9 protein-coding genes and 1 pseudogene are annotated in these 18122 nt (G+C 65.4%); 3 read left to right on the forward strand and 7 right to left on the reverse strand.

What is annotated here, in order from left to right:
• Positions 1 to 136 precede the first annotated feature (136 nt).
• The 4 genes and pseudogenes from ACSAMW_RS10295 to ACSAMW_RS10310 form a co-directional block, all read right to left on the reverse strand.
• Positions 137 to 7759 (reverse strand): annotated as a pseudogene (locus ACSAMW_RS10295) (two-partner secretion domain-containing protein); the annotation flags it as partial.
• A gap of 25 nt (positions 7760 to 7784) precedes the next feature.
• Positions 7785 to 9485: a ShlB/FhaC/HecB family hemolysin secretion/activation protein gene (locus ACSAMW_RS10300; protein WP_500593836.1), complete on the reverse strand. Its 1701-nt coding sequence runs from the start codon at positions 9483 to 9485 to the stop codon at positions 7785 to 7787.
• A 1154-nt stretch (positions 9486 to 10639) separates the two neighbouring features.
• A complete protein-coding gene (locus ACSAMW_RS10305) occupies positions 10640 to 11797 on the reverse strand; it encodes a phospholipase D-like domain-containing protein (RefSeq protein ID WP_500593837.1) in 1158 nt (385 codons plus the stop codon).
• An 86-nt stretch (positions 11798 to 11883) separates the two neighbouring features.
• Entirely contained in the window at positions 11884 to 12480 is a 597-nt protein-coding gene (locus ACSAMW_RS10310; protein WP_500593838.1) for an acyl carrier protein phosphodiesterase, read from the reverse strand.
• A 163-nt stretch (positions 12481 to 12643) separates the two neighbouring features.
• Between ACSAMW_RS10310 and ACSAMW_RS10315 the strand changes: the two genes are divergently transcribed.
• Genes ACSAMW_RS10315 through ACSAMW_RS10325 form a run of 3 tightly spaced genes read left to right on the forward strand, consistent with a single transcriptional unit; the run spans position 12644 to position 15183 of the window.
• The gene (locus ACSAMW_RS10315) at positions 12644 to 12940 is read left to right on the forward strand and encodes an ArsR/SmtB family transcription factor (protein ID WP_500593839.1); all 297 of its coding nucleotides are present in this window, start codon (positions 12644 to 12646) and stop codon (positions 12938 to 12940) included.
• 11 nt (positions 12941 to 12951) lie between these two features.
• Complete coding sequence (locus ACSAMW_RS10320; RefSeq protein ID WP_500593840.1) at positions 12952 to 14118, forward strand: MFS transporter; 1167 nt, start codon at positions 12952 to 12954, stop codon at positions 14116 to 14118.
• 15 nt (positions 14119 to 14133) lie between these two features.
• Complete coding sequence (locus ACSAMW_RS10325) at positions 14134 to 15183, forward strand: alkene reductase (protein ID WP_500593841.1); 1050 nt, start codon at positions 14134 to 14136, stop codon at positions 15181 to 15183.
• A 34-nt stretch (positions 15184 to 15217) separates the two neighbouring features.
• Here the strand turns inward: ACSAMW_RS10325 and ACSAMW_RS10330 are convergent, their stop codons facing one another.
• From ACSAMW_RS10330 to ACSAMW_RS10340, 3 genes are all read right to left on the reverse strand, one after another.
• Positions 15218 to 16060: an ATPase gene (locus ACSAMW_RS10330; protein WP_500593842.1), complete on the reverse strand. Its 843-nt coding sequence runs from the start codon at positions 16058 to 16060 to the stop codon at positions 15218 to 15220.
• An 83-nt stretch (positions 16061 to 16143) separates the two neighbouring features.
• A complete protein-coding gene (locus ACSAMW_RS10335) occupies positions 16144 to 17148 on the reverse strand; it encodes an NAD-dependent epimerase/dehydratase family protein (protein ID WP_500593843.1) in 1005 nt (334 codons plus the stop codon).
• Positions 17149 to 17158: 10 nt separating this feature from the next.
• A complete protein-coding gene (locus ACSAMW_RS10340) occupies positions 17159 to 18079 on the reverse strand; it encodes a LysR family transcriptional regulator ArgP (protein WP_500593844.1) in 921 nt (306 codons plus the stop codon).
• Positions 18080 to 18122: the final 43 nt, after the last annotated feature.

Raw genomic sequence — 18122 nt, forward strand, 5'->3', positions numbered from 1 at the left:
CTGCAAAATTCTGCGCACCGTCCGAGCCCTGCGTCCGATTCTCAAACGCCGTCGCGGCAATAGAAAACTGACCGCCACTCTCCATAGAGCCCGAGATATTCAATACCTGGTCAGCCCGCGCTGTGCCGTACCCTGCCAGCGTGACATTGCGCAGCCCATAGAAATCGCCGCCCTGGTTGGTGACGTTGGCGACATTGAGCTGCATATCCCCACCACTGAACACCAACCCATGGTCGTTCACCAGCGACGGACCATTCACCGTCAGGTTCTGCCCGGCCCCCAAGGTGCCGTAGTTGCCTACCCCGCCCGCACCTACCGTAAGGTCACCGGCCGAGGTAAGGCGGCCGTAGTTGGTCAACTGCCCACTTACGTTGATGCCTGTAGTGCCACCGCCGGCGAGGCTGGCGGCGTTGCTGAGGTTCAACTGTGCGGCGCTGAGGGTGAGGTTGCCCAGGCTGGACGCCCGCCCATTACCGCCATAGGCACCACTCAAGATCAGGCTCAGGCTGCCATCACTCGCTATCAACCCATCATTGGTCCAGTTCCCACCGGTACCCACAAACGCGTCGGACGCCAGCAATTGCCCGCTGGCGGTTTGCACGAACTGCCCCACGTTGACGGTGAGGCGCCCGGCCTGGATCACGCTGCTGTTGGTCCAGCTGTCGGCGTTGAGGGTAAGCCCGCCGCGGGTGACGATGCTGCCGCCGGCGTTGGTGATGTTGGCGGTGGAAATGCCGAATTCGCCGGTGCCCACGTGCAGCAGGCTGCCGTTGGTGTTGAGGAAGTTGCCGACATTGAAGGCCAAATCGCTATTGGCGGTTTCCAGGGTGCCGTTGCGGTTGTCGAAGGTGCCGCCGATGTTGAAGCGGGTGGCACCGGCGCTGCCCAGGGCACGGATTTTGCCGGTCTGGTTGTCCAGGCTGGCGGCGGTCACGTTCAGGGTAGTGTCGCTTTCAATCACCCCAAAGCGGTTGTTCAGGGCGCCGGTGAGGTTCAGGTCTATCTGGTTGCCGGCGATCTGGCCGTCGTTGTCGCCGCTGTTGTCGAAGGTGTTGCCGGTGAAGCGCACCAGCCCTTTGGCGTAGAGGCCGCCGTTGCGGTTGTCGAAGCTGCTGGCGTTCACCAGGGCATCGCCGCCTTGGGCGGACACGCGGCCGCCGTAGTTGTCCAGCCCGTTGGCGGCGAGCAGGTCCAGGCGCTGGGCCTGGATCACGCCGCCCTGGCGGTTGAGGTCGTAGCCGTTTTTCAGCACGCCGGTGATACGGGCGGTGAAGGCGCCTTGCAGGCTGGAGAGCACACCACCGCGGCTGTCCAGGTTGGCAGCGGTTACGGTGAGGTCGCCGTTCTGGGCGATCAGGCGGCCGTCCAGGTTGCCCAGGTCCCCGCCCACGTTCACGCTTAGCGCGCCCTGGCTTTGCACGGCGCCGTTGGTGTTGGTGAGGCTGGCGGCCTGCAGTTGCACGTCTGCGCCTTGGCTGTAGATCAGGCCGTCGTTGCTGTTGAGCACCTCGCCGCTGGCGGTGAGGGCCAGGCGTTCGTTGGCGGCGATGGTGCCGCGGTTGCGGTTGTCCAGGCTGCCGGTGTTCAGGGTCATCAGCCGCTGGCTGACCAGTTGCCCGCCCTGGTTGGCCACTTGGCTGCTGCGCAGCAGTTGCAGGGCGCCGCCGCTGGCCAGTTTGCCGTTGGTGTTGATGAGGGCGCCCAGCAGGTCCAGGGTGACCACGCCTTGGCTGCTGAAGGTGCCGGCGCTGTTGTCCAGGGTGGTGCCGGTGAAGCGGGCGCCTTGGGCGGCGTTTACCTGGCCGGCGGCGTTGTTCAGGCTGGTGGCGGTGAGGGCCAGGTCGGCCCCGCTGTCGATCAGGCCGTTCTGGCTGTTGTCCAGCACGCCGTTGATGGAAAGGCTTTGTGCGGTGCCGCTGGAAAGAATACCGCCACGGTTGTCCAGGCTTGCGGTGGACACGGTGAGCGCCTGCTGGCTGACCAGGGCGCCACCGTTGCTGTTGAGCACAGCGCCGCTGAGGCTGGCGGTGAGGTTACCGGCGCGGGCGGATAGGGTGCCGTTGCTGCGATTGTCCAGGCTGTCGCCGGTGAGGCTCAGGCCCTGCCAGCCGGAGATCAGGCCGTTCTGGTTGATCAGGCTGTTGGCGGTCAGGCCCAGCTGGGCGTTGCTGATGAGCTTGCCGTTGGTGTTGTCCAGGGTGCCGGTGGCCAGGGTAAAGCCTTGGGCGCTGGAGATTTCGCCGCCCTGGCTGTTCACGTTGGCCACGTGCTGCAGCAGGAGTGGGCCTTTGGCGTTGATCAGGCCGGTGCGGTTGTTCAGGTCGGCGCCGTGAAGGTCCAGGTTGAGGCCCGCGTCGCTGAGCAGGCGGCCACCGGTTTGGGTGAGGCCGTTGAGGGCCAGCACCATGTCGCCCACTGAGGACACTTCGCCCCCATTGCTGGTGTCCAGGCGGGTGGCGGTGAGGTTCAGGGTGCCCTGGCTGTTGATCAGGCCCTTGGCGGTGGTGTTCAGGGTGCCGGTGGTAAGGGTGAGCGCACGGGTGCCCAGCAGTTGGCCGGCCTGGTTGTCCAGGCTGCCGGCGAACAGGGTCAGGGCCTGGGCGGCGTTGATCAGGCCGTTGTCGCGGTTGCTCAGCAGGCCGTTGGCGGTCAGTTGCAGGTCGCCACGGCTGGTGAGGGTGCCGTTGCTGTTGTCCAGGCTGGCAGCGGTGGCGTCCAGGCTGGCGGCGGCGATCATGCCTTTGACGTTGGTCAGGGCCTGGGCGATGCGCAGGCTCAGGGCCTGGTTGCTCAACACCTTGCCGCCATTGTTGTTCAGCTGTTGCGCGGCCAGGGTGAAGCCTTCGCTGCTGGAAATCTCACCGCCCTGGTTCTGCACCTCGCCCAGTTGCTGCAACAGCAAGGCGCCGGGGGCGTTGATCAGGCCGTTCTGGTTGTTCAGCAGGCCGTTGTTCAGGTTCAGGGTGAGGCTGGTGTTGCTGAACAGCTGGCCGCCTTGTTGGTCCAGGCCGGTCACGTTGGCGACCAAGGCCTGGCCGCTGCCGATGCTGCCCCCGTCGCGGTTGGTCACTTGGCCAGCGGTCAGGGCCAGCTGGGTGGCGGTGCTGATGCGCCCGGCGGTGTTGTTCAGGGCGCCGGTGGTGAGCGCCAGGGCGCCCTTGCTGCTGAGGCTGCCAGTGTTGCGGTTGTCGAGGGTGGTGCTGGTGAGGGTCAGGGCGTCGTCTGTGACGATTTCGCCGCCTTGGTTCAGCACGTCGCCGGTGGCGCTGAGGGCAAGCACGCCGGCGCTGGAGAGGCTGCCGCCGGTGTTGGTGAGGCTGCCCACGCGAGCGCTGAGGGTGCCTTCGCTGGTGATCACGCCTTGGCTGTTGTTCAGCAGGTCGGCCACAGCCAGGTCGATAGCGCCGAGGCTGGCCAGGGTGCCGCCTTGGTTGTCCAGGCCCGTGCCGGCCAGGGTAAGGCCCGTATGGCCAGACAGCACACCCCGGTTGCGGTTGGTGACCTGGGCCAGGTTCAGGACTAGTGCCCGTTGCGCCAGCACCTTGCCGCCGTCGCTGTTGTCCAGGCGCTGGCCGGTGAGGGTGATGTCGCCCTGGCTGGACAGCTCCCCACCCCGGTTGTCCATATCGGCCACCGTCAGCGTGAGGCCTTGGGTGGCGGCGATCAGGCCGTCGGCGTTGTTGACCAGGCTGTCGCCGGTAAGGTCGAGGGTGCCTTGGGCGATGAACTGCCCGCCCTGCTGTTGCAGGTGGTTAACGTGGGCAATGAGGTTGCGCTTGGCCGATACCTGCCCCTGGCTGTTGTCCAGGGTAGCGGCGGTCAGTTGCAGGTCGCTGTCGGCGGTAACGGCGCCGTTCTGGTTCAGCACGCCTTGGGTCACGTTCAGTGCCAGGCTGTCGCGGCTGCTGAGCAGGCCGTCGCTGTTGTCCAGTGTGTCGGCCTGTACGTCCAGGCCACGGGCGGCCACGGCGCCCTTGAGGTTGTTCAGCACCTGGGCGATGCGCAGGGTCAGGCCCTGGTTGCTCAGCACCTTGCCGCTGCGGTTGTCCAGTTGCTGGGCGGCCAGGGTGAAGGCCTGGTCGCTGGAGAGTTCGCCGTTCTGGTTGATCACCACGCCCAGGTTGCTCAGGGTGAGCGCGGGGGCATTGATCAGGCCATTGCTGTTGTTCAGCAAACCGTTGTTCAGGTTCAGGGTGAGCGCGGTGTTGCTGAACAGCTGCCCGCCCTGTTGGTCCAGGCCTGTGACAGAAGCGTTCAGCGCCTGGGCGCTGGCAATGCGGCCGCCGGCCTGGTTGGTCACCTGGGTGGCGGTGAGGGCCAGGGTGTCGGTGCTGGTGAGGCGGCCCTGGCTGTTGTCGAAGGCGCCGGTGGCCACGGTGGTGGCGCCCTTGCCGGAGAGCAGGCCGCCGTTGCGATTGTCCAGGCTGGCGCTGTGAACCATGAGGGCGGCATCGGTGGTGATGGCACCGCCCTGGTTGCTCACCTCGCCGGTGGCGGTGAGCATCAGGGCCGCCGCGCTGGAGAAGCTGCCGCCCGCGTTTTGCACGGTGCCGGCGTTCACGGTGAGCAGGGCTTCGCTGCTAACGGTGCCGGCGGTGTTGTTCAAGGCGTCGCGCAGGGCCAGGGTGGTGCCGTGCTGGCCGGCCAGGGTGCCTTGGGTGTTGTCCAGGCTGTGGCCGGTGAGGCTGAGGGTGTCGCCGAACAGCAGGCCCTTGTTCTGGTTGATCACGCGGTCCACGGCCAGGGCCAGTGCGGTGCCGGCCAGTACCTTGCCGCCGTCACTGTTGTCCAGTTGCTGGCCGTTGACGGCCACGCCCACCTGGCTGCTCAGCTCGCCGCCGCGGTTGTCTACCTGGGCCACATCGAGTGTCAGCGCTTTTGTGGCACCCACCAGCCCGCCGGTGCGGTTGTCCAGCTGGTTGCCGGTCAGGTGCAAAGTGCCCTGGGCGACCAGTTCGCCGCCCTGTTGGGTGAGGGTGTCAACGGTGGCGGTGAGGTCGGCCTGGCTGGCGATACGGCCCGCGCCGTTGAGCACGGTACCCACTTGTACCTGCAAGGGGCCGGTGGCGTTGAGCAGGCCGCTTTGGTTGTTAAGCTGCTGGCCGGTGAGGTCGATACCGGCGCTGCCGGTGATCACGCCTTGGGCGCTGTTGTCCAGTTGGCCCGCGGCCAGGTGCATGGCCTGGGTGGCGCGCAGTACGCCGCCGCGGTTGTCTGCGGTGTCGGTGCGCAGGCTTAACACGTTCTGGGAGGCCACGCGCCCGCCCCGGTTGTCCAGGGCCTGGCTGGTGAGGGTAAGCGCACCTTTGGCCTGCACGCTGCCGCTGTCGCGGTTATTCAGGGTGCCGCCCACGGTGGCGTTCAGCTCACCGTCGGTGACCACAACGCCAGCCTGGCGGTTGTCCAGGCTACCGGCGTTAAGGGTGAGGCCCTGCCCCGCCCCCAGGGTGCCGCCCTGGTTGTCGAGGGCCCCGGTGACCGTGAGGTTCAGGCGCTGGTCGGCGGTTACCTGCCCGCCCAGGTTGCTCAGGCGGGCGGCGGTCAGGGTGGCGTTGCCGGCGGCAGACACTTCGCCATTCACGTTACTGAGCACGCCTGTGGTGCGCAGGGCCAGGTCGGTATCGCTGCTCAGGGCGCCGTTGTCGTTGAGCAGGTCGCCTGCGTTTACCTCAAGGCTGTTGCCCGAGACCAAGCCGCGTACGTTGGCCAGTTGCTGGGCCACCCGTACGGTGAGCGCGTTCTGGCTAAGGAGCGAGCCGTCGGTGTTTTGCAGGCTGTTGGCCGCCAGGGTGAAGGCGTTGATGCTGGAGATTTCACCGTTCTGGTTATTTACGGCGTTGAGGTTGCGCAGCAGCAGTTGGCCGGGGGCGGTGATCAGGCCGCCCTGGTTGTTGAGCAGGCCGTTGTTCAGGTCCAGGGTGACGTTGCCGTTGCTGTACAGGCGCCCGTCGTTGTGCTGGTCCAGGCCCGTGACGCTGGCCGTCAGGGCCATGGCGCTGGCGATGCGGCCGGCTTCGCTGTTGTCCACCTGGCCGGCCGTAAGCTGTAGCGCGCCGGTGCTGGTGAGGCTGCCGCCTTGCTGGTTGCTGAAAGCGCCGGTGGTGACTGCCACGCCGTTGCCGGCCAAGCGGCCTTTCTGGCGGTTGTCCAGGCTGGCGCTGGTGAGCGTAAGGGTGCTGTTGGTCAGCACTTCGCCGCCCTGGTTCACCACCGCCCCGGTGGTGGTGAGGGTGAGTGCGCCAGCACTGGTCACGCTGCCGCCGCTGTTGCCCAGGCTGGCGGCCTGCAGGTTCAGGGTGCCGTCGCTGCGCAGGGTGCCTTGGTCGTTGTTCACGGCCTGGCGGGCGTTCAGGCCCAGGGCGTTTTTGGCGTACAAGGTGCCCTGGCTGTTCAAAAGGTCCGTGGTGGCCAGGTCCAGGCTGCCTTGGCTCAGCACCCGGCCCGCCTGGCGGTTGTCCAGGGTGGCGGCGGTGACCTGGGTGCGGGTCTGGCTGTTGAGGGTGCCGCCCTGGTTGTTCAGGGTTTGCCGGGCCGTGGCAGTGAGGCCGCGGCTGGCGGTGACGCTGCCGCTGTTGCGAAGGTTCTGGGCTGTGAGCGTTACGTCACCGGTGGTGTTGCGGCTGTTGTCTGCATTCACCCCGGCTTCCACGATGCCGCTGTTGGTGAGCTGGCCGCCGCTGCTCAGGCGCACGGTATCTCGGGCAGCCAGGTTGCCCCGGTTGGTGAGGTCGCCCGTGGCGGTGGCGGTAACGGCGGTACCGGCATACACCGGCCCTGTAGCCTCCAGGGCGGCGGCGTTGACGTTCACAGCAGCGGCGGCAGAGGCCTGGGCCACGGTCAACTGGCCGTTGGCGTCGATCTGGATGTCCCCGGCACTGGCCGCCAGGTTACCGGCCAGCTTCACGCCCACGCCGGCTTCGGTGCCCACCAGCTTGATCGCACCAGCATACATGCCGCCCAGTGCCGAGCTGTCGATGGCCACCGTCGGCTTGGCGCTGCCGTCGTCCGCCAGGGAGGTGGGGGTTAGGGTTTGGGCGTCCACCGCGTTGCGGCCCGCCACCACGGTCAGTTGCCGGGCGTTGATCTGGCCGTTGATCTGGGCGGCGCGGGTGATGATTTCGAACTGGTCAACGTTGCTGGCATCCAGGCCCTGCCCTTCCACCGTGACCTGGCCGCCGTTGACCTGGAAGTGGTCCAGGCGGCCGTTGTCCAGCACCGGCGTACCGGTGGTGAGGGTGGCCCTGGGGGTGTTGATAAAGCCGCAGCCGTTGCAGGTCACGCCATAGGGGTTGGCGACGATTACCCGCGCCGCCTGCCCGGCTACTTCCGTGTAGCCCTTGAGCTGGCTGGCGTTGGCGCCGACCACTTCGTTGAGGATGGTGGTAGCGGCTGTGCCCTGGAGGTTGGGGTTGCCAACGATGATGCCGCCCAGCTGGGTGTTCTGGGTGCGGGCGGTGGCGTTGTTGAGAATCGCCCCTTCGCTGCCCACGTTGTACTGCTGGTACTGGTTGTGGGACAGGCCCGTGGCATTGGGGGCGGCGATGTTGACGATGGGCACGCCGTTGCCGGCCTGGTTCAAGGTGGTGTTGGTGCCGCCGCTTACGGCAATGCCTTCGGCCTGGGCCCAGATAGGCTGCCAGAACAGGGCGTTGATCAGGATCAGCGCAATGCCGCGTTTGGGCAGGCCCCAGAAGGTATGCCGCTCCACCAGGCGGGCAGAGGGCTGGCGCACGAGGAAATCGAAGTGACGAACGTCCATGTAAAGAGTCCTGTGCGAGCGCGGGCTAGAGGAAGCAGGCGAGGCTGAAGTAGATCGGTGATTCGCGTTCGATCAGGCCGCTGGGGCGTTCCAGCGAATGGGCGAAAGTCACGCTGGCGGCCACATGCTGGCCCTTAGCAAACAGCTCCAGGGCATTGCTGGATAGCCGCCCGTGCTGGGTGCCGTTGTACCGGTCGTTGCTGATCACGCCTTGGTCGTAGCCCACGGCGGCGCCGTACTGGGCAAACGCCGGGCGCAGCCAGCCCAGGGTGATGGGGCGCGTGAGCCGCAGCTCGTTGCGCCAGTAGCCGCCGCTGTCGCCGGCCAGCAGTTGGTCCTTGTAGCCACGCAGCGACGAGGTGCCGCCTAGGCTCATGCGCTGGCCGCTGAACAGCACGTCTTCACTGCGCTGCCCAGTGGCCAGGCTGCTGAAGCTCAGGTTCTGGCCCCACAGGGTGAAGGGCTGCAGGTAGCTCACCGTGCTGGTGTACTTGCGGTAGCGGGCATCGGCTTCGCCGGGGCCAGGGTGGTTGTTGGCCTGAGCACCAAAAGCGCTGATGCCCTGCTGCATGCCCAAGTCGATGTTCAGGAACGCCGAGCCCACGCGGCGCCCATGGTTGAGCCCGTACTGCACTTCGGTGATGCGGTTGCTGCTCAGGGCCAGGCGGCTGTCTTCGATGTAGTTGTTGGTGCGCAGGTTGGACAGGCCGATGTTCAGGGAGGTCTTACTCAGGGCGTCCCGGTAGATCACACGCTCGGCCCGTACCTGATGGGTTTGGCTGTCGCCGGTCTGCTTGAAGTTGAAGCCGTTGGCGGCGGCTTGGGAGCGGTAGTCGCTTTCGCTGTAGTTGTAGCTGAAGGTCCACCAGCCATAGGGCAGGCTGTAGGCCAGGCCAGCATTGTGGCTGGTGTGCTGGTGGTCGGTCATGGCGTCGTGGCCGCCGCGCAGGTTCAGCTGGTCGGCCAGGCCCAGGGGGTTGTCCCATTCAAACCCGGTGTTCCACTGTTGCTCGCCGGTGCTGCGCTGGCCATCGTTGGTGCGGGCCAGGTTGGCGCGCCATGGCCTTTGCGGGGTGTTCTTCACCACCACGTCGCTGCCGCCTACGGCCTTGCCGGGGGTGAGCTCCATTTGCGCCTGGTTGGACGGCAGGCGGTTGAGCTGGTCCACCATCTGTTCGATTTCGCGCAGGTTCACCAACGCCCCGGTGCGGCCTGGGAAGGTCATGGCCAGTTCCCGGTCGGTCAGGCCGCTGTTGGCGTCTCCTTTGAGGTTTTCCAGGGCGCCTTCGATCACCAGCACCTGCAAGTGCCCTTTGGACAGGTCTTGCTGGGGCAGGTAGGCCCGGCTGGTGACCAGGCCTTTCTCGATGTACAGGTTGGTGACCGCCTTAAGCAGCGCGTTCAGCCCGGTTACACCTAGGCATTGGCCGGTGTAGGGCTGCGTTAAACGGGCGCGCTCGGTGGCGGACAGGGCATCGGCGCCCTTGAGTTCGATGGTGTTGATGGTGAAGCAGCGGGTGTCTTCTGGCGCTGCAGGGGCAGGCGCGGGGGCCTGCTGGCCGGGCAGGTTCTTCAGGTCTTCCAGGCGGCGCTGTTGCTCTTCCAGCAGCTGCTGTTGGCGGTCACGCAACAGGTCCTGATCGCCCGGCGTGGGCGCGGCCATGGCGATAAACGGCACGCTGAGCAGTAGCGTAGACAGTGCGATCCGAGCAGCGAAACGTTCCACAAAAGCGTTCCCAGTAATGGCACAAAGGCATCATTTGACACAATGCTAAATAGTTCAATTTTTGGCGTCAAATAATCGGGACGAGTGGATCCAGCTAGCTGAGCGCACAGTAGCTATCGGGCGGACAGGGGATTTCTTAAGGTTTTTTTCACAAACCCTTATGAAATGGCTGCTCTGGGGCGGGGGTTTGGGAGGGGTTGGTTGTTGAGGCAACCCACATTGGCGCCGCCTGTCCCCTGTGGGAGTTCGCGAAGCGGACGAACCTGGGCAGTTGATACACCGCGGCGGCCTGTTCCCGGTCTCCGCCTTCGGCTGCGCCCGGTCCCACAGCAACCAAGGCTCACGCTGCCTGCCCCCCTGTGGGAGTTCGCGCAGCGGACGAACCTGGGCAACTGATACACCACAGCGGCCTGTTCCCGGTCTCCGCCTTCGGCTGCGCCCGGTCCCACAGCAACCAAGGCTCACGCTGCCTGCCCCCCTGTGGGAGTTCGCGCAGCGGACGAACCTAGGCACTTGATACACCGCGGCGGCCTGTTCCCGGTCTCCGCCTTCGGCTGCGCCCGGTCCCACAGCAACCAAGGCTCACGCTGCCTGCCCCCTATGGGAGTTCGCGCAGCGGACGAACCTGGGCAACTGATACACCACAGCGGCCTGTTCCCGGTCTCCGCCTTCGGCTGCGCCCGGTCCCACAGCAACCAAGGCTCACGCTGCCTGCCCCCCTGTGGGAGTTCGCGCAGCGGACGAACCTGGGCACTTGATACACCGCGGCGGCCTGTTCCCGGTCTCCGCCTTCGGCTGCGCCCGGTCCCACAGCAACCAAGGCTCACGCTGCCTGCCCCCTGTGGGAGTTCGCGCAGCGGACGAACCTGGGCACTTGATACACCGCGGCGGCCTGTTCCCGGTCTCCGCCTTCGGCTGCGCCCGGTCCTACAGCAACCAAGGCTCACGCTGCCTGCCCCCCTGTGGGAGTTCGCGCAGCGGACGAACCTGGGGAACTGATACACCGCGGCGGCCTGTTCCCGGTCTCCGCCTTCGGCTGCGCCCGGTCCTACAGCAACCAAGGCTCACGCTGCCTGCCCCCCTGTGGGAGTTCGCGCAGCGGACGAACCTGGGCAACTGCTACACCGTAGCGGCCTGTTCCTACAGGGCATGCGCTAGCCGCGCGTGTCCAGCAGGTTTGCGACTAATCGATCCAGCCAGCCCCACACCCGCTGCTTGGCACGGCGCCATAGCGGGCGGGCTTGCCAGTGTGCCTGGGTGACCTCATGGCTATTAGCGAAGTCTGCCTCAAAGCTGGCCACCACGGCGGCTGTAAATGTGGGGTCCAGCGCTTCCACATTAGCCTCTAGGTTGAACCGCAGGTTCCAGTGGTCGAAGTTGCACGAACCCAGGCTTACCCAGTCATCCACCAGCACCATTTTCAGGTGGGAGAAACAGGGCTGGTATTCGAAAATCTTCACCCCCGCGCGCATCAGTTTGGGGTAGTAGCGGTGCCCAGCGTAGCGCACGGAGGGATGGTCGGTACGGGGGCCGGTGAGTAGCAGGCGCACATCAACGCCCCGCGCGGCGGCACGGCGCAAGGACCGGCGCACACTGAAGGTAGGCAGGAAATACGGTGTGGCCAGCCAGATGCGCTTCTGCCCCGAATGCAGGGCGCGCACCAGCGAGCGGAGAATGTCCCGGTGTTGCCGAGCATCGCAGTACGCCACCCGGGCATACCCTTCCCCACTGGACGGCATGGGCGGCACACGTGGCAGGCCGAAATGGGTGGGCGGGCGCCAGGCGGTGCGCCGCACATTGGCGCGCCATTGGCGGTCGAACAGCATCTGCCAGTCGCTCACCACCGGGCCGTGCATTTCCACCATCACTTCGTGCCATTCGCTGGTGGGCTCGCCGGGCCGCCAGAATTCATCCGTAACGCCTGTCCCGCCCACCACTGCCAGGGTGTGGTCCACCAGCAACACTTTTCGATGGTCGCGAAACAGGTTGCGCCCGCCTCGGCGCCAGGACACCGGGTTGTACAGCCGCAGCTCCACCCCGGCTGCGATCAGGGCCTGGCGCGAAGGCTCAGCAAAGGCCAGGCTGCCGTAGCCATCGAACAGGCACCGTACCCGTACACCCCGCTCGGCAGTGGCCACCAGCACCTTCACTACCGCGTCCGCACACGCGCCGGCTTCTACCAGGTACAGCTCCAGGTCCACGCATTCCTGCGCGCCCTCGATAGCCGCCAGCATGCGCGGAAAAAAGGCAGGGCCGTCGACCAGCAGCTCGAAGCGGTTATCGCCACGCCAGGGAAATATAGGGCCGGCCATGGATCAGGCCAGGCCGCGCAGGAAACAGCGCACGTGAACATCCTTCAATAGACAGGGCCTGTGGAAAAAGACCCAGCCCCAGCCGTTTAGTTGCTAAAGGCGCCCTGACCTTGCCCGTAACCTGACGCGAACGCCTGCACCTGCGGGTAGAACAGCCGGAAGTCGTTCAACAGCTGCGGGTACAGCGCACGCAGCTCTGGCAACGCCCCCAACAGCCCTTCGGGCCGGGAGAGCCGCCGAGAAATACCCTGCAGCACACGGCCGAGCACCTCGAAGTCCTGATAGGACCCTAGCCAGTCGTCCATCACCATGTAGGGCGCAATGTTAGCCAGCCGGCCTGGTAGGTCCGGCGTGCTGTTCAAAACGGCGTACACGCGCCGGGTAAATACCGGCAGGGGTTCGGGGTGATAGTCCGCCCAGTGCAAGGCCAGGCAGTGGTCGAAAAACACATCCAGAACGATGCCGGCGTACCGTCGCCGCTCGGCGGGGAACCGGCTAATGGCTTCCACGACGCGAGGGTGGGTGTCGGTGTAACGGTCGATGGCCCGGTGCAGGCGAATACCTGCTTCCAGTTCGATAGGAAACCGACCCTCAAGCGTGCCTTTGACGAAGTCGCCATACAGGCTGCCGAGCATCTGCTCAGGGGAAGGGCCACCCAGGTGGAGGTGCGCAAGAAAATTCATGCCCGCAGCGTATCACTGGGTGGCGGTGCCATATAGCGAGAAACCTGGACATCACGACAGAACGATATTTGTATATCGCGATATAACGATTTATAGTTCGTTGCATCGCGATATACCGTTATGCCTTCACCCTGTACCGCCATTGGCCCTCGGCACTGAGCCTATGAACCTCGACGATATCTTCAAAGCCCTGTCCCACCCTGTACGCCGTGACATCCTGCGGTGGTTGAAACACCCGGAAGCGGAGTTTCCAGGCCAGTGCCACAACCTGGGCTACGGCGTGTGCGCCGGGCAGATCGACCAGCGCTGCGGCTTGTCCCAGTCCACCGTGTCGGCTCATTTGGCCACCTTGCAGCGGGCGGGCCTGGTGACCAGCCGCAAGGTGGGGCAATGGCATTATTTCCAACGTAACGAGGCCCAGTTGCAGCTGTTCCTCACGCAATTGAGCGACCAGCTCTGAAAGGACCTTCCATGCCACTTCCGTTGTTTATTCTGGCGCTGAGCTCATTCGCCATCGGCACCACCGAATTCGTGATCATGGGGCTGTTGCCCAATGTGGCACAGGACTTGGGCGTATCCATTCCCGGCGCAGGCTGGCTGGTCACAGGCTATGCCCTAGGCGTAGCACTGGGCGCCCCCTTCATGGCCATGGCCACGGCACGCCTGCCCCGCAAGCTGGCGCTGGTGGTGCTGATGGCGGTGTTTATCGTGGGCAACCTGCTGTGCGCCGTGGCCTCCGACTACAACGTACTGATGTTTGCCCGCGTGGTCACGGCCCTGTGCCATGGCGCGTTCTTCGGTATCGGTTCGGTGGTGGCGGCCAACCTGGTCGCCCCCAACAAACGGGCCTCGGCCGTGGCCTTGATGTTCACCGGGCTTACCCTGGCCAACGTGCTGGGGGTGCCACTGGGCACCGCACTGGGCCAGGCCCTGGGCTGGCGCGCTACCTTCTGGGGCGTGACCGTGATCGGCGTACTGGCGTTCGTGGGGCTGCTGCGTTTTCTGCCCAACCGCCACGACGAGCAAAAGCTGGACATGGGCGCCGAACTGGCCGGTCTCAGGGGCCGTGGCATTTGGCTGTCCTTGAGCATGACGGCCCTGTTCTCTGCGTCCATGTTCGCCCTGTTCACCTACATCGCGCCGTTGCTGGGCGAAGTGACGGGGGTGTCTGACCGGGGCATCACCCTCACCCTGCTGCTGATCGGCCTGGGCCTGACCCTGGGCAATATCGTGGGCGGCAAGCTGGCAGACCGGCAATTGGCTGGCACCCTGGCCGGTGCGTTTATCGCCATGGCAGTGATGTGCACTGTGCTGGCCTGGGCCAGCGTGGCCGTGGTGCCTACCGAGGTCACGCTGTTCGTGTGGGCCATGGCCGCCTTCGCCGCCGTGCCCGCGCTGCAAGTGAACGTGGTGAGTTTTGGGAAGGCTGCGCCCAACCTGGTGTCCACTTTGAACATCAGCGCGTTCAACGTTGGCAACGCCTTGGGCGCCTGGGTGGGCGGTACCGTGATTGACCACGGCCTGGGCCTTACCCGTGTGCCCCTGGCCGCTGCGGCCTTGGCCGTGCTCGCACTGATTGTGACCTTCTTTACGTTTTACCGGGGCGGCACTGCCGGCCTGGCACCTGCTACCCACTGACGAGAGGCCTGATCGATGACGACGCTGTTCGACCCCATTCGTGTAGGCGACCTTGAATTGCCCAACCGGGTATTCATGGCACCGCTCACCCGCTGCCGTGCCGATGAAGGCCGCATTCCCAACGCCTTGATGGCCGAGTACTACGTTCAGCGCGCCAGCGCTGGGCTGATCCTGTCCGAAGCCACCTCGGTAGAGCCTATGGGCGTGGGCTACCCCAACACACCTGGCATCTGGAACGATGAGCAGGTGGCCGGCTGGGCCAAGGTTACCCAGGCCGTGCACGGGGCAGGTGGGCGTATTTTCCTGCAGCTCTGGCATGTGGGCCGTATTTCCCACTCCCGTTACCTGGACGGCAAGCTACCCGTAGCTCCCAGCGCCCTCCAGCCGGCTGGCCATGTGAGCCTGGTGCGCCCTATCACAGCCTTCGAAACGCCACGGGCGTTGGAAACGGCTGAAATCCCAGGGATCGTCGAGGCTTACCGCCTGGGCGCTGAGAACGCCAAGAAAGCCGGCTTTGACGGCGTTGAAATCCATGGCGCCAACGGTTACCTGCTGGACCAGTTCCTGCAAACCAGCACCAACCAGCGCACCGACCAGTACGGCGGCAGCGTGGAAAACCGTGCCCGCCTGTTGCTGGAAGTGACCGATGCGGTCGTGGGCGTATGGGGCGCAGGGCGCGTGGGCATGCACCTGTCGCCACGGGCAGACCTGCACGACATGGGCGATGCCAACCGTGCCGAAACCTTCACCTACGTGGCCACCGAGCTGGGCAAGCGGGGCATTGCGTTTATCTGCGCCCGCGAGAAAGAGGCGGCTGACAGCCTGGGCCCACAGTTGAAAGCCGCGTTTGGTGGCGTGTACGTGGCCAACGAAAGCTTCACCAAGGCCAGCGCCAATGCGGCCATCGCCCGGGGTGACACGGATGCGGTCGCGTTTGGCGTACCGTTCATTGCCAACCCGGACCTGCCCGAGCGCCTGGCGGCCGATGCCCCCTTGAACGCACCCCACCCGGAAACCTTCTACGCCGAAGGTGCCACAGGTTACGTGGATTACCCTGCGCTCTGAAGGCGTGTAACACCCCCACGGGGCTTAAGGGGCCTTATGGCCCTTTACGATCCAGTTGCTGCTGAAGGTTCTGGATCTGTGCCTGCAGGCCATTGATGTTACGGGTGGTCTGCCCTCGGAAGCTGTCAAACTCGGTAGTGCTGGGGCCGGCAGCCTGAGGGGCCGGGCGGTTGTCCAGTTCGCTTTTCACCACGATCAGGTCCTGCTCCAGGCGTTCGATACGGCTGGCAGGGTCCCCCTGTTTCTTCAGCGCAGCGACGTCTGCAGCCAAGCCCTTGAGTTGAGTATCAAGGGCCGCCTGCCCTTCTTGTGCCGCCTTGAGGGCGGCCAGGTCGGCGGCCAGGGTTTTGAGCTGGTTCTGCACTTGTTCTGCAGCGGCCTGTTGCGCACTGAACTGGCTACCTAGCTGCTCCACACGCTTGTCGGTAGCACCCTGTTGCCCGCTGGTGCCTTGCTGCTGGCGGCTTTGGTCATCCAGCTTGGCTTGCAGCTGGCGTACTTGCAGCTTCAAGGCTTCTGTGTCGCTGGCCACGCTGTTTTCCCCATCGGCCACCTTGCCGCTGATGGCTTGCAACCGCCCTGCGGCTTCTTCGCTGACCTTGGCAAAACTGTCCTGGGTGGCGACCAGTTGCTGCTCCATCATGGACATCTGCTGGAAGCTCCACCAACCCAGCACACCCAGGGCAATGAACAGGGCCGCTACCAGCGCCCAGAGCGCACCGAACCCCGGTGCCTTCACCTTCACCACAGGCGTGTCGCGTGAATACACCGCCTCGTGGCGGTTGACCGGCTGATCAAGCAAAGGGGCATCGTCGTCGCGGTCGTTGGCCGTAAGGCTGGGCAGATTGTCGTAATCGTCTGAGGCGTCTTTGCGCATGTGCAAGCGTTCCGGAACGGTAAGTAGTGGCAGAAGGCGCCCAGTTTACCACCGTGGCCACGCCGGAAGGCCGGCCGCCGTGGCTAGCGGTATTTGCCGGACGTGTCCCTGGCGCGCCAGCCTTGGCATAGGGCGTCCATGCCAGCCCACACCGAAGCCTTGGGCTGATAACCCAGGTACTGACGGGCGCGGGTGATGTCCAAGGCGAAATCCTCAGTCATCCAAGCGATATCGGCGGGCAGCAGTAAAGGCCTTGGGCGGCCAGGCCAGTACTCGCAGGCCAAGGCCGAGGCGCCGGCTTTGAAGCGGGCCAGCCCTGCGCCTGTGTAGGCCCGCAACGGCGGCAGCTGCAATTGGCGAAGCCCATAGTTGAGTACGTCCCAGAAGGGCACCGGTGCGCCATTGGCAATGTTGTACACGCGGCCCACGGCGTCTTCACCCGCGTACAGTGCCGCCAGCAGTGCCTGGTTCAGGTTGGCCTGGGTGGTGAAGTCCACGGTGTTCAGGCCCTTGCCCAGAATACGCAAGCGCCCTTTGGCGCACCGGCCGAACACACCGGGCCAGAACGTCGGCTCACCTTCGCCCACCACTGGGGCCGGGCGCAGGGCCAGCACCTGGAGGCCGAACTCCTCGGCACCGAACACCCGCTGTTCGGCCCGAAAGCGAATATCTGCCTGTACGGTGCGACGGCGCGCGGGCAGTTGATCCTCTCGCAAGGGCTGGGTGGTGCGGGGGCGCTCGTACACTTGGGCGCTGGACAGGTACACCAGCCGCTGCACCTGCTCTTTGAGGCAGGCTTCCACGATGTTTTCGGTCACCGCCAGGTTGGCGCGTTCCAGGTCCGCCATGCGCGCCCAGTGCCCGCCCAGCCCGGCACAGTGCACCACCGCGTCCACGCCTTGGCATACGCGGCGCGCGAACGCCGCATCGGCCAGGTCCCCCTCCACCACCTCAGCCCCTGACTGGGCAAGGGGCGCCAGGCGCTCGCGCCGGCGCCCGGTAGCACGCACGGCCAAGCCTTGGCTCAAGGCGTAATGGGCGAAGCTGGCGCCAATGAATCCGCTTGCGCCGGTGACCAGTATGCTCATAGGTTACTCATCAGGTGTTCACGTCCACAGGGCCGACGCTTGCCAGCGGCACCAAGGCACGGCCCGCTGCGTTTACCAGTTCGGTGGTCAGGTCGGCGAGCAGCTTGCCGCCATTGCGCCAATGGTGCCAGTACAACGGAATATCGCTGGGCCGGTCTGGCAGCAGCTCCACCAGCGTACCGCTGGCCAGTTGTGCCTGCACCTGCCGTTCGGGCACCAGCCCCCAGCCCAGGCCCGCTTCAGTCATGCGCACGAAGCCTTCCGAGGACGGCACCAAGTGGTGCGCGAACCCTCCATCAAGCCCCAATGACGCCATGAACCTGTGTTGCAGCAGGTCATCGGGCCCGTAGACCAACGCAGGCACCTGGGCCAGCAGAGGTGCAGTGAAGCCATGAGGAAAGTGACGCGCCAGGAACGCCGGGGTAGCCACCGCCCGGTAACGCATGGCGCCCAGGGCTTCGCTGCGGGCGCCTGCCACTGGCCGCGCTTCGGCACACAGGCAGCCCGCCACTTCGCCAGCCCGCATGCGCCGCAGCCCCACGTCCTGATCTTCGACGACCAGGTCCAGCAGTACCCCGCGCTCCTGGCAAAAGCTGGCTACGGCATCAGCCCACCAGGTGGCCAGGCTGTCGGCGTTTATCGCCACACGCAGGCGCTCTGGTAGCGTGCTGTCGTCCAGGCGGGGCACAGCGTCGCGCAGGTCATGCTCTAACAACCGAACCTGCTGCACATGGTTGAGCAACTGGCGGCCTACTGGGGTTGGGATGGGTGGTGTGGCGCGAACCAGCACCGGCTCACCCAGCCGCGCTTCCAGCAGCTTGATGCGCTGGGATACCGCCGACTGCGACAGGCCCAGTACATGGGCCGCCCGTTCGAAGCCCCCCTGCTCGATCACCATAGCCAGCGCCGACAGCAGTTTGTAATCGAACATCAGTTTTGCTAATGCCTCATGAGCAAGATGTGTTTTTCTTATA

It is taken from the genome of Pseudomonas sp. AB39(2026), assembly GCF_059831485.1.